This is a genomic window from Shewanella loihica PV-4 (assembly GCF_000016065.1).
GTDB classification, from domain to species: domain Bacteria; phylum Pseudomonadota; class Gammaproteobacteria; order Enterobacterales; family Shewanellaceae; genus Shewanella; species Shewanella loihica.
Genome location: NC_009092.1, coordinates 1930698 through 1943660 on the forward strand (window position 1 = coordinate 1930698; position 12963 = coordinate 1943660).

Consider the following 12963-nt stretch of genomic DNA (forward strand, 5'->3'; position numbering starts at 1 on the left):
AGTTAAGAGATCAAGATGAATAAACTGGCATTTGCGTTAATCTCCGGCCTGGGCGCCGCCTTGGCCATCGGCCTGTTGTCCTTTGCAGAAACCCTGCAGTCGGACATAGTGCTGCTCATGGTGCCTTTCGGCGCTACGGCGGTATTGGTGTTTGGGGTGCCGGACAGCCCCCTGGCCCAGCCGAAGAACGTGATCTTCGGTCATCTGCTGACCTGCGCGATCGGCCTCTATTTCGTTCACTATGTCGGGGTGAGCCCGTTGACCCTGGCGATTGCGACCGGGCTCGCGGTCAGCGGCATGCTGCTGACCAAGACGACCCATCCACCGGCGGGCGCCACGCCACTGTTGGTGATGTTAACCGGGCAGGATTGGAGTTTTCTGGTTTCCCCCGTGTTGTCCGGCGCCTTGATCATAGTGCTTGTGGGTAAACTGATCGCCTTGATGCACAAACGCCTGGAGCGGCAGCAGCGCGCGGCGCTGGATTAGAACATCCTTTAAAAGCCTGTACTTATGGCTAGGGCAAGATACAACTTTTGTGCGTAATTTCAGTAGGCTAGATTGGTATAGACTATACTTCTCATTTGGTCATGGGTGGGCGATTTGGCTTAGATGTCTATAGCGGGATGTAAACTGGACTTGGTTAGAGTCGCCCCTTACCCATGAGCTCGTCAGCGCAGGCCGCTCGGCAAAAGGATGAAGAGTGAATGCACCACCCATTTAAGCCGTTCAAAATCTATAGTCTGGCCATCTTATATGTCGTCTTTCTGGTGGGCGCCTTCTCTATCCTGATGGCCAGCATAGATCAGTCTCAGCGCGACTGGAAACGCCACACCTATGAGGCGCTGGAGAAGACCGCCTATTTCAACGACGCCATGGTAGCCCTGGGTTACGGCGGCTTTATCCACGACTTTAAGAATGCGGTGATCCGCCAGGACTTGAGCTATCTGAGGCGGGCGGAAACCGAGATAGAGCTGGGGTTAGACTCGCTGCAGAAATACCTGCAACGGGCGCCCGAGCATACCGCCGAGGTGCGGGCGATTCAGTCTGTGGTCAGCCAATATCGCCATAACCTGCCTAAGCTCAGGCAGATGCTGGAGGAGAAGCAGTCGGTGGCGGATATTGACCGGGTGGTTCGCGTCGACGATACTCCGGCCATCGAGGCGATAGAGGCCATACTCTCAAGCCACGCCCAGAGCCCTAACAGCCTATTCGAGCAGGCAGGCAGCGCCCATCAGCGGGTGAATCATATGCTGCTGGTGATCCTCTGCGCCCTGGTGCTGGTCAGCATCTTAGTGTTTAGCTTTATCCGTTATGTGAATAAACGCCTGGCGATCAAGCTTAAGGATCTCGAGGTGATCTTCCGTTGCGCCCCCAACGCCATCTTCTCGGTGAACGAACATGGCACCATCATCTCTGCCAATCGCGAGACCATGCGCCTGTTTGGCTTCTCCGAGCGGGCGCTCAACAAGATCAATGTCGACGACCTGGTGCCCAGCGCCACCAAGGAGAAGCACAAGAAGCTGCGCCTCGAGTTTCAAAAATCAGACCGGGTGCAGCCCATGTCCCAGCGCAACACCATCTTCTACGGCAAGAAGCTTAACGGCGACGTGTTTCCCGCCAGCATCTCTATCGCCACCTATGGGGTGGGGGATGAGAAGCACAGCATCGTGGTGATCAAAGATCTCAGCGATGAGATGCAGTACAAGTCCCAGGCCAATACCGATCCCCTGACAAAGGTCGCCAACCGCCGCGCCATCAACCGTCAGCTGGCGGCAGCCATCAGCCGCAGCAATCGTCAGCAGACCCCGCTTGCGGTGTGTATCTTCGATATTGATCACTTCAAGGCGGTCAACGATAAACATGGCCATCTGGTGGGCGATGATGTGTTGCAGCGGGTGGCCAAGATCTTCAGCGACGCCATACGTAAGACAGACTTTGTCGGTCGCTGGGGAGGCGAGGAGTTTGTGATCATCCTGGAAGATACAGACAAAGAGGGTGCCAAGCATTTTGCCGACAAGCTCAGGCAGGAGGTGAAGCGCCGCAGCCAGGGGATAGATTTCCCCGTGGCCATTACCTTAAGCGCCGGCGTATCAGTCTATTGTCAGGACGACAAGCAAGATTGCCTGTTCAACCACGCCGATCAGGCCCTCTACCGCGCCAAGGAGAGCGGCCGCGACTGCGTGGTAGTGATTTAACGCGGCTAATCTAACTCTCTGTAAAAAAGTGACGGTAGAAGCTTATCCCGCCCGCATCGCCAACAGGGCTGGAACATCCAACGGCTGCTGATAGCGGCTAAAGCGGGTTTCCTTGCTCTCTATGGTGTAGATAGACATGCGATCGGCCAGCTCGTTGCCCTCAATCCCTACGTGGGCCGCCACATGGCTGAGCTTGAGCTTATCCTTCAGGCTATCGTACAGCTCATGGGCCTCTTGGATCACGCTTAAGTTCGCTATCTCACCCGTCTTACGGCGCCAGCCATTAGCCTTCCAGCCATAGGCCCACAGGGAGATACACTTGATGGCATATTGGGAGTCGCTATGAATATGCACCCTAAGCCCCTGCTCAAGGTATTGCCTGGCCATCAAGAGCGCCTGATGCAGGGCGTTTAACTCGGCGGTGTTGTTGGTGCCCTTGGGGTTGTAGAGTCCATACCAGAGTTCGGCTAACTCGCCTTTTTTATACAGCGCCAGGCCAGAACCCGCCTCACCCGGATTGGGCTCGCAGCCGCCATCGGTATAGATATCGATATCGCTGTCTGGCTGCTCACTAACGGCGGGCTTGCTTGGCTTGGATGCCGCCGGTTTAGCCTTGCTGCTAGTCCCCTTGCTGCCTGCGGCGGATTGGCCTTTACCAGCACCAAAGGCGGCCTCGGCTTCTGCCTGGGTCTTAAACGACTTATAACGCGCGCCGGCAAAGCCGTCGACCAGTGCCTTGGTCTGGGGCCAACTGGTAAAGATGCCGGTTTCGCGTCCTGCCCATACCACATAATATTTGCTTGCCATCTGTCTCTCCCTCTTGTTTTTGCGCTTAGGTCAGTCGTCTTGCTTACAGCTTTGCAGCAGCTTGACGAAGAAGGCTTCGCCCTTACGCTCAGCAAAGGCGATGTTGCGCTCGGGGATCGACTCGGGATCCTCATAGTCGGCTAGGGCGCGCTCCATGCTGGCCTCGCGTATGATGTGCAAGGTGGGATAGGGTGCGCGGTTGGTGTAGTTGGCGGCGCTGTCTTGTGGCTCGCCCTCGAAGCAGTAGTCGGGGTGGAAGGTGGCCAGTTGAAACACCCCCTCGAAGCCCTGATCGATCAGCAGCGCGTTGGCGATATCCACCAGATCCAGATAGTGATAAAAGCCTTCGAAGCCTCGCGGCAGGATAAACAGTGTGGTCTCGGTTTGCGGATGCTCCTCGAGGTAGTGGCATTCGTCGATCAGCGCGTTTAATACGGCTTCCAACTGATGTTGCTCCACCACCTTGTAGCGTATGCTGTTGCGCTCCACTTCCCGGCGGGCGAAGGGGCAGATGTTGTACTTCATGATCACCTTCTCGACCCAATTCTGGGTGGCTAAGGCGACGCCTTTTTCTTCGGCGTTGTGATTGCGCTCAGTCGCTGCCACGGCTGCTCCCTATGATGCGGTTTTGTGTGGGTTATTGAGGAGCGATCATAGGGATGATAGAGGCCACAAGCAAGAGCGCCATGGCGATGTTAAAGGCTTTTTGCTGCCCTTGATGCTTAAGTAGCCGCTTGAGCGCCACGCCGAAGCCGAGCCACACCAGGGCGCAGGGCAGGGCGACGCTGAAGAAGACGCTGGCGATGGTGAGCACCTGAGGCGTCAGCGGCTTGTCCATCACGGTAAAGGTGGCAATGGCGCCGACGGCCATGATCCAGCCCTTAGGGTTGACCCACTGAAAGGCCGCGGCCTGCACGAAGGAGAGAGGCTTTGCCGTCTGTTTGCCCTCCATGCGGCTGCTGCTGTTGGCGATCAACCAGGCCAGGTAGAGCAGGTAAGCGATGCCGACATACTTGATGATAAGGTGCAGCAGGGGATAGGCCTGAAACACGGCGCTCAGCCCAAGACCTATCGCCAGTACCATGCAGGGAAAGCCGATACAGATCCCCGCCAGATGGGGCAGGCTCAGGCGGATGCCAAAGTTTACCCCAGAGGTCATCAACATGATGTTGTTGGGCCCGGGGGTGATCCCCGAGGAAAAGGCAAATAGGGCGATGGCGAAAACCAGTTCCATTAACGGCGTGTCTCTAAGGTGTTTAGTCGAGGCGCTATGATCTCAAGGCTTTTCTTTGCTGACCAGCAAATTTTTTCATTTCCGAAATTTCGCTATAACTTACTGTAAAAATTAATTTTGTCAGCTTATCTCTGTGGTAATTTGTACATTCCTAATGTAAATCTCCTGCCGGGCACTTGCAATAATATATTGTATAAAATATAACGGTGTTGCCATAAATTGTTAACTCTGGGTTAACAAGGATGTGCTAATCGCTCGATATAACGCCTCAGAGAAGGCGAACCGGGCTAATTCAACCTGAGTAATGAGAGGCCTTTAATGGTCGTTCGGTCTGGAGACCACCCAATATGACAACCAATATGACAAATAAAACATTAGGCGGCGCTCGCCGCTTCACCCCAACCGCGCTGGCCTTGGCCTGCTCGCTACTGGCCACCCCGCTGGTGCTGCACGCTCAAGATGTTCAGCCACAAGGCATGCCGGCAAAGGATGTAAAGGGCCCGCTTTCGATAAAAGCCGCACCGTCGACAAAAGCCGCGCCGCCGACGAAAGCCGCACCTGCCCAGAAGGTGAAGCCGTCTGCCGACAAGGCCGCTGCGAGTTCTCGATTCGACACGTCTGCGCGCAAGCCCATAGGGGCACGTGATGCGGAGCAGGGCGAAGGCGTGAGGCCTGAGAAGCGTGATAGCAAATTGGAGAAGGGGAGTAAGGGGCAATCGGCGCTGCCAGGCATGAAGGGCAATCAAGGCGCGACCGGGCCTGCGGCCGAGGCGGATGCCTGTAATGGTTACAGCCAGTTCGACAGCTTGAGTGGTCAGGCGCTGTACGATTTTGTTCGCCAGGCGGAGTTTTCCTGTATCTCCGAGCTCTATTCTCACAACGATGCCACCGCGGTCAAGGTGTATCAGGCCGACAATGTGGTGGCCGTGGCGAATCTGGCCAAGGCAACGGCTGCAAGTTACGATAGCAGCACCGGCGGCGAGCTGTTTAACCTGTTCTACTTCCTGCGAGGCGCCTTCTACATAGAGTATTACAACGATGATCTCAGCTATGGTGACAGCCGCGCCAGCGATGCCATGCGTGAGCTGCTACTGGAATATGCCAAGAACCCGGCCTTTAACAGCCTGAGCGACATGCAGGGCAACACACTGCAGGAATATTTCATCGCCTGGGACAGCTCCTACAACTACTATGATTCGGTGGCCGTGATCACCGATTATCTGAATCAGTTTAGCGAGCAGCATCTGGCCTCCTGGTACCACAGAAGCGCGCTGACCAAGGCGCTCACCACCCTGTATCGCGGCAACTGGGATGAAAAATATACCAAGGCGTCGATGGAGTATGATGCCCTGCGCGCCGCCTTGCTCAAGGTGGCGACCTCGGACTACATCATCAACTCAGAGTATGCTTTCGAGTCCACGGATGCCTTTCACGAGTTTGGACGTTTCTACGAGTATCAGGCCTACTGGAAACTACCGGATAGCCTGAAAACGGCCCTCAACGGCGGCGTGCAGCAATATATGGCCAAGTTTAACCGTCTGTCTAAGCAGTGGGTGGATGCGGCCGGTTATCTGGATTACTACAACCCTGGCCAGTGCGACAGCTTCGGCATCTGCGGCTGGGAGGATGAGGTGGAAGCCAGTGTGCTTGCTATTCACTACAGCTGCTCGGACACCATCAAGATCCGCGCTCAGCAGCTGACGGATCAGGAGCTGCAGGCCTCTTGCGAGCTCATGGGTGAGGAAGAGGGGCTGTTCCATCAGATCCTGGCGACCGGCGGCGAGCCAGTGGCGGACGACTACAACGAAGATCTGCAGGTCAATATCTTCGATAGCTATGACGACTATGATGTCTACGCCGGCATCATCTTCGGCATCAACACTGACAACGGCGGCATGTACCTGGAAGGCACGCCGTCGGATCCCGACAACCAGGCACGTTTTATCGCCCACGAGGCCACTTGGACCGACGACATCTTGGTGTGGAACCTGAGACACGAATATGTGCACTACCTGGATGGTCGCTTCAATCTTTACGGCGCCTTTAACTACTTCGATGTCGACACGGGTAAGTCTGTGTGGTGGGCCGAGGGCCTCGCCGAATACATCTCCCATCAGAATCGCTACGATGAGGCGATCGATATCGGCCGCAGCCAAGAATTTAGCCTGAGCGAGATCTTGTCTAACACCTATGACAGCGGTACCGACAGGGTCTATCGCTGGGGCTATCTGGCGGTGCGCTTCTTGTTCGAGCAGCACAGAAGCGATGTGGACGCTTTGTTAGTTCACGCCCGCGCCGGTGATACCTCGGCCTGGCTCAGCTATATCGACAACACTATCGGCACGAACTATGACGCAGAGTGGAACAGCTGGCTGCTGACGGTGACTAGTAACGATACGCTGCTCGACGGTGGCATAGTGACCCCGGTCGACAGCGATGGTGACGGGGTGATCGACAGCGAAGATGCCTTCCCCAACGATCCGACCGAGTGGGCGGATGAGAATGGTAACGGTATCGGCGATAACGCCGATGCGGCCAATGGTGGTGGGCAGACGGGGAACTGCGGCGCCGCAACCATCAGCGACGGCAATATTACCCAGGAGCAGGCCGAGTGTGTGGCAGGCACAGGGGTGAACTACTACTATACCTATGTCGAGCAGGATAATACTCAGCTCTATATCAGCACCACGGGCGGTGAGGGCGATCTGGATATCTACTTTAACCAGCAGACCTGGGCGAGCCCGAGCGACTATGAGGTGAAGTCGCAAAACAGCGGCAACGAGGAGCTGATCAGCGTGGTCGCCAATCGTGGTTGGGTCTATCTCTCGACGGTAGCCGTGACGCCATTTGAGGGCGTTAGCCTCAAGATCAGCCAGAGCGCCGACACTACGCCGGATAACGGTTCGCCTCAGGTGGCGGATGCCTGCCTAAGCCAAAGCCCTTATAGTTATGGCGGGGTAGAGTTTGGTCAGGCGGTGTGTGTGGACGACGGCCATTCCAGCTATTACTTCTATGTGCCGGCCAATACGGCGGCTATCGAGATCAACACGGCCCATGGTAGCGGCGATCTGAACCTCTACGCCAACGCAACGACCTGGGCGAGCCCGACGGCTTATCAGTTCAAGTCGGAAAACGTCGGCAACAGCGAGCAGATCCGCGTCGTTTCACCTGCCGAAGGCTGGTTCTATGTCAGCGCCGATGGAGCGCCCTCAAGCAGTGGCGCCAGTTTGCTGGTTACCCTGGCTAGCAACTAAGCACTTAGTGTTTTACTAATTTGCTTTCAGTTTCTTTAAGTTAAAAACGTCGGCATCTTGCCGGCGTTTTTTTATCTGCCTCGCTCAGGTTCTTATTCGCTCATCTTCTCTCATCATCTCTCATCTTTTCTTATGGCTGCGGGCTTTGGTCATTGGTTTTGGCCGTCGTCGTATCACCTAGCAAGATGATTGTTAAGGTTTTGTCAGGCTAGGTTCATGATCTTTCGCTTATACTTTGTCCAATCCGATACTTGGTCCAATCCGACTATCTCTGTGAAGGACGATTCCTAATAAGGACGAGGAGCCGTAATGAAATCTAGCTTGCTAAAACTGAGCCAGAACTTGGGTCTTAATTTGGGCCTTAATTTGGGCCTCAACTTGGGGCTAAAAATGGGCTTGAGCCTGTTGCTGTTAACCAGCGTGACCGCCTGCAGCGTGACTCAGGAGGAGCCTCTGCAACTGTCGATGGCGCCCGAGGATCGTCTGACCCTGGTGGCCAGTGGTGATTTGAGCTTCATCCAGGGGCAAGCTAGCCAAGACGGACAGGCGTTTGCCCTGCACCCAGATTTCGAGCTACTCAATGTGGGGCAAGAGGTGAAGCCGGAACAGCTAAAATCGCGAATGCGCGGCGCCATCACCGCCGTGATGCAGGCCAAGGGCTATCGACAGGTGCTGGCATCGGATTCGCCAGATCTCTTGATCGGCTATGGCGTGGCCCTCGGCGATACCATGAGCGATGGTGAGATCCTGCAGAAAGTCGGGCTAGTGCCGGGGGTCTCGGCCCAAGGGGTGGACATGCGCCGCTTCGAGAAAGGCTCTGTGTTGCTTCTGGTGTTCGACCCTAGGTTGATGGAGCCTAGCTGGCGGGTGTTAGCCCAGGGATTTACCCCGTTAAATCAAGACAGCACCCTGGCGGCGCAGCAGGCCGACGAGAGGCTTACTCGGGTGATCAATAAGATGCTCAGCGAGTTGCCGCAAACCCCTTAATCAGTCTTAGTCAGAAGCTTGTTAGCCAGAAGCTTATTAGGCAGTGTTAGCGCACACGCAGGTTGTGTGATTGGCCGAAGCCGAGAGGACTTACTAAGGTTTGTTAGGGTTAATGGGGCTTAGTAGGAAGGATTAAGCTTTACTAGAAGACTAAGCTTTACTAGAAGACTAAGCTTTACTAGAAGATTAAGCTTTACTAGAAGTTAGTTGGATTATTATCGGCCCGCGTGTTCACTCAATTGAGTGCAGTCAATGTGAGCGCACCAAGCAGCGGTGAAGTTGGTCCCAGGCCTTATAGCAGGTCATTTATCAGATAAGGAGTATCGCCATGTTGTCATCTTTTAAACATCATCTCTCACGGGTTATCGGCAGTAAGCCTTTGCCCTTGCTCGGCTCGTTCTTGATGGGCCTGGTGCTGCTAACGCCGCTGACGGCCAACCGGGTGCTGGCGTCCGAGTGGCGTGAGCTAGCCCAGAAGACGGTCGATTATAAGGCCGAGGTGGATAAGGTGAAGCTGGGGCGCAAGGAGCAGAACCTAGCCAGTATTAAACTCAGGTGCGATCAGGGCACGGTGAACCTAAAACAGATCGAGCTCTTCATGAGCGATGGCGAGTCGAAGAAGGTGGATAATCTCGGTGTCTTGACCAAGGGGCTGTCGAGCCGCGCCATCACAGTGCCTAAGAGCGAGGGGCATCTTGAGCGTATCGAGCTGGCCTACGACAGTGTTGGCAGTCAGGCGCTAGGGTTAGCCGGGGTTGCCAAGAAGGGCAAGATCACTGTGCTAGGCAAGGAAAAAGCGAGCGATAAAGAGCAAGCGAGCGACAAGGACTAGTGTTGTGAGAAAGCTACGCTGTTAGCGCATAAGTAACAACAGGCATTAGCGTAGGCTCTCATATGTTCACTAATGCATTCTTGCTAACACTCGCTTGCTAACACACGCTTGCTAGATCTCTCAAGCACGAGTCGGAAAAAAGCGCCGCCGGGTAACTGGGCGGCGCTCTTTTATCGGTTAGAAACGTGTCTTCACGCCAAGGTTGATGGTGGTGCCAAGGCCCTTGGTGTTGTAGCCCGCATAGGTAAAGGCCTGCGAACGCGCCGAGTAGTAATCTTCATTCAACAGGTTCTCGACCCCTAGGCTGAACTGCCAGTTATCCAATTGATAGCTGCTGCTGAGATTCACTAGGTTGTAGTGATTCACCGGCCCCTGGGCGCCCACATACTGACCATCGACCGTCTCGAAGCGCTTACGATCGCCCACATACAGGTAGTTGATGGCGATGTTCGCATCGTCGATCGGCTGCCAGTTGATAGAGGCGGTAAACTTAGGCGCCGAGATCACCTGGCCATCCAGGTAGATATCTTTCTCCGTGTCCTTACCCTCGACCCAGCTGTAGCTGATGTCTGTGGCCAGATTATCCAGCCATTGGTAGGCCAGCTGCGCCTCATAGCCCCAGATCTTCTGCGGTGCGCGCACCGGCATGTAAACCCCGGTCGCGGCGTCATAGGCGTTGCTGGTGCCTAGCTCTGAGGTGCTGCGATACGCCGCCAGCTCATAGCTTAGCTTGTCGTAATGGCCCGAGAAGCCTACCTCATAGTTGTCGACGATCGACGCCTCTGTCTGGATCAGCGAGATATCATTCACCGTGGCAGTACGCAGCAGGCGGCCAAGATCTGAGATGTCCGCCCCCTGTGAGAAGCTGGCAAACGGGCTGAAGGCGTCGGCTAGCTGATAGCGCAGGCCCAGGTTATAGGTGGTGGAGGTGAAGTTAAGCTCGCCGCCCTTAACGTCGAAGGGCACAGAGCAGGTGTCGGCGCTGCGGCACACCTTGAGGGTCTTGTAATCGTCTATGGCGATATCGACTCTGTCGTGGCGCACGCCTGCTTTGACAATCCAGTCATCATGAATGGTCAACTTGGTTTGTAGATAACCCGCCAGGTTGCTCATGTCCATCTCGGGCACCCAGATGCGGCCATCGTTTAGCGGCTGTGAGCTGACATCGTTCAGGGCATCGATACCATAGATGAAGCTGGCCGACACATTGTCCCAGTCGGCGTAGCTGTTGAGGTTGACTCGCAGGCCGCGCTTCTCTGAGCGGATCAGCGATTGGCCGCCATCATAGCCTTCGCTGGGGTTGGCTAGCGCAGCAGAGTAAAAGAACATGTTTTCGATCTTCTGGTAGTAGGCGTCCAAGGTGAGCTGGGTCTGGTTGAAGATCTCCTGATCTGTGTATTTCAGCATCAGGTTGTGGTTGCCTCGCGGCCCCTGTGGTACGCCCGGCTTAGGCTCGCTGCTCTTGATGGCGTAGGTTTTCTCGCCGCTGTTGACGCTGCCGGTAACATCCATGAGATCGGCGTTTTGCTGCGCCTCATAGTAGTTGTAGGTCAGCTGCACCTGCTTCTCGCTGTCAAACTCATAGGCAAGCTTAGTGAATAGGTTTTGCGACTTGGTTTCCGACAGGCCGTAGATCAAGCCAATGATATCGCCCTCGGCGTCATATTCGAGCCCTGTCTCCTCCTCGGCGGCGCTGACCACATAGCTGAACTTATCTAGGGTGCCATCCACGCTGGCGTGGTAGCGGTAACCTGCGCTGTCTTCAAATTTGACCGCACTGAATTTACTCGAGGCGCCCAGCTCAACGCTGGCCTTGGCATCGCTGCTTGGGGTCTTGGTGATGTAGTTGATGATCCCGCCCGAGGCGCCGTTGCCATAGATGGAGGTTGCACCCTTGATCACCTCGATACGCTCAATCGCGCTGGGATCGATAGAGCGAATGCCCAGGCTGCCGTTTCTCAGTGGGGTAGACTGAGGTACGCCGTCGATCATCACCAGCGCCTTACGCCCACGCAGTGTTTGACCGGCATTACTCGAGGTGCCTGTACTGGGGGCCATGCCCGGCACGCGAAACGCCAGCATGTTCTGCAGTTCAGAGGTGATCAACATATCCTGCGCCAGGGTCTTGTTGTCGATCAGGGTCACCGAGGAGGGCACCTCCTCGATGCTCTCGGCGCTGCGGCTACCCGTGACAATAATGCGTTCTATGCTGGCATCGGCGGCAACGGCCGTTTGACTCATCAGCCCAAGACAGAAGAGGCTGGTGTAGAGGGCCAAAGGTGATCTCTTTAAAGGAAGGTGAGCGGGCATCAAGTTATCCTAAGGTTAAGTACGAAAAAAGGTTGAACAATAATTTGATGCGAATGATATAGATTATCATATAAGTTTGCTCGGGATTTACATATGTTACATTTTTGTGTCGGCTAGGCTCGCGTTTGGAATCGGCTGTTGCTTCAGCTGATGTGTTAGCTGTGGGGAAGGGGGCGGCAGTGCTGTAAGTGACATTGCTTCAAGCGGAGTGTGGCGTTTTAACCCCCTGAATTTGGATAAAGAAACTGCACCAGAGCTTATCGAAAAATTTACATTAGATTGGCGATGAAAATGCCTGCATAACTTAGATATGCAGGCGCGGGCATCTGAGTCACGAAATCTCAGGTCACTCGGCCTCGAAGCTGACCTCGTAGGCGGTAAATTTACGCAGGTTGATCACCCCAGTGTCGAAGATCAGGTATTGCCCCTTGATCCCGAGTAGGGTACCGCTCACTACCGGATCCTTGTCGAAGTTGTGGGAGGCTATCTTGGTGGGGAACTCGCTCACCGGATAGTCGATGGCCACTATCTCTTCATTCAACCGCTCGATGGCGTATTCGCCATGGGCCATCGCCAGGCTGTGAATGTGCTGCTCAATCTGCGGTAGCAGCTCTTCGGCATGTTGTTTCAGCGGTAAAGGGTCGGCATTGCCTTTTAGCATGGCGCGCCAGTTGGTCTTGTCGGCGATCATCTTGGCCAGCTCCACCTCGATAAGGCCAGACAGCTGACGACTGGAGACTTTAAGGATAGGCAGGCCTTGGGTCGCACCCTGATCTATCCAGCGGGTCGGCAGCTGGGTATGGCGGGTGATCCCCACCTTGAGCCCCGAGGTGTTGGAGAGGTAGACATAATGGGGCACGAAACAGTTGGCCTCGCCCCACTCGGGTTCGCGGCAGGTCCCCTCGGCAAAGTGGCAGGTCTCGGGTTTCATGATGCACATATCGCAGCTCGCCAGCTTCTTCATGCAGACGAAGCAGTGGCCCTGGGAGTAGCTCTTCTTGGTCTTCTTACCGCAGTTGCAGCAGAAGATGTTGCCCGTATGAACCAGTTTGATACTGCTACCGATAAAGGGGTTCAGTTCGACTTCATTGTCGCCCACTAGCAGCTGATAATTGGCCAGGCCCTGCTCATCGAGCCTGGTGCGCATTTTTCTCAAGGTTCCTTGCATGACACTCTCAATTGCGTTGGAGTCATACGCCGCGGCGCTGACTCTTCGTGAATTTGTGATGAGTGTAACAGTTAACGGGGGGAAGATGAAAATGGTGTTGGCAGCATCTAGATGCTGCCATGGGGGATATGGGCATTTTCCAAAGGCTGGTGGGGGAAGGTTTGGGATGTTGGAGT

General features: G+C 55.1%; 10 protein-coding genes. 5 read left to right on the forward strand and 5 right to left on the reverse strand.

Going from position 1 to position 12963, the window contains the following annotated elements:
* The first annotated feature begins 15 nt into the window (after window positions 1-15).
* Together SHEW_RS08700 and SHEW_RS08705 are read left to right on the forward strand one after the other, a co-directional pair.
* A complete protein-coding gene (locus tag SHEW_RS08700; protein WP_011865479.1) occupies window positions 16-486 on the forward strand; it encodes an HPP family protein in 471 nt (156 codons plus the stop codon).
* Window positions 487-704: 218 nt separating this feature from the next.
* Window positions 705-2195: a sensor domain-containing diguanylate cyclase gene (locus SHEW_RS08705; RefSeq protein ID WP_011865480.1), complete on the forward strand. Its 1491-nt coding sequence runs from the start codon at window positions 705-707 to the stop codon at window positions 2193-2195.
* 42 nt (window positions 2196-2237) lie between these two features.
* Here the strand turns inward: SHEW_RS08705 and SHEW_RS08710 are convergent, their stop codons facing one another.
* The 3 genes from SHEW_RS08710 to SHEW_RS08720 are packed head-to-tail and all read right to left on the reverse strand — an operon-like array spanning window position 2238 to window position 4236.
* Complete coding sequence (locus SHEW_RS08710; protein WP_011865481.1) at window positions 2238-3002, reverse strand: ribonuclease H family protein; 765 nt, start codon at window positions 3000-3002, stop codon at window positions 2238-2240.
* Between the two features lie 30 nt (window positions 3003-3032).
* Window positions 3033-3608, reverse strand: a complete 576-nt coding sequence (locus SHEW_RS08715; protein ID WP_011865482.1) for a DUF1415 domain-containing protein — start codon at window positions 3606-3608, stop codon at window positions 3033-3035.
* 31 nt (window positions 3609-3639) lie between these two features.
* Window positions 3640-4236, reverse strand: a complete 597-nt coding sequence (locus SHEW_RS08720; protein ID WP_011865483.1) for a LysE family translocator — start codon at window positions 4234-4236, stop codon at window positions 3640-3642.
* A gap of 359 nt (window positions 4237-4595) precedes the next feature.
* On the opposite strand from SHEW_RS08720, the gene SHEW_RS08725 reads away from it, so the two are divergent.
* From SHEW_RS08725 to SHEW_RS08735, 3 genes are all read left to right on the forward strand, one after another.
* On the forward strand, window positions 4596-7490 hold the full coding sequence (locus tag SHEW_RS08725) for a M9 family metallopeptidase (protein ID WP_223294781.1): 2895 nt from the start codon (window positions 4596-4598) through the stop codon (window positions 7488-7490).
* A 309-nt stretch (window positions 7491-7799) separates the two neighbouring features.
* Window positions 7800-8477: a DUF4136 domain-containing protein gene (locus SHEW_RS08730; protein ID WP_011865485.1), complete on the forward strand. Its 678-nt coding sequence runs from the start codon at window positions 7800-7802 to the stop codon at window positions 8475-8477.
* 328 nt (window positions 8478-8805) lie between these two features.
* On the forward strand, window positions 8806-9309 hold the full coding sequence (locus tag SHEW_RS08735) for a DUF2541 family protein (RefSeq protein WP_011865486.1): 504 nt from the start codon (window positions 8806-8808) through the stop codon (window positions 9307-9309).
* Between the two features lie 177 nt (window positions 9310-9486).
* Here SHEW_RS08735 and SHEW_RS08740 read toward each other — a convergent pair whose 3' ends face one another.
* Window positions 9487-11619: a TonB-dependent receptor gene (locus tag SHEW_RS08740; protein ID WP_011865487.1), complete on the reverse strand. Its 2133-nt coding sequence runs from the start codon at window positions 11617-11619 to the stop codon at window positions 9487-9489.
* Window positions 11620-11965: 346 nt separating this feature from the next.
* The gene (locus SHEW_RS08745; RefSeq protein ID WP_011865488.1) at window positions 11966-12787 is read right to left on the reverse strand and encodes a DUF2797 domain-containing protein; all 822 of its coding nucleotides are present in this window, start codon (window positions 12785-12787) and stop codon (window positions 11966-11968) included.
* Between the last annotated feature and the right edge of the window lie 176 nt (window positions 12788-12963).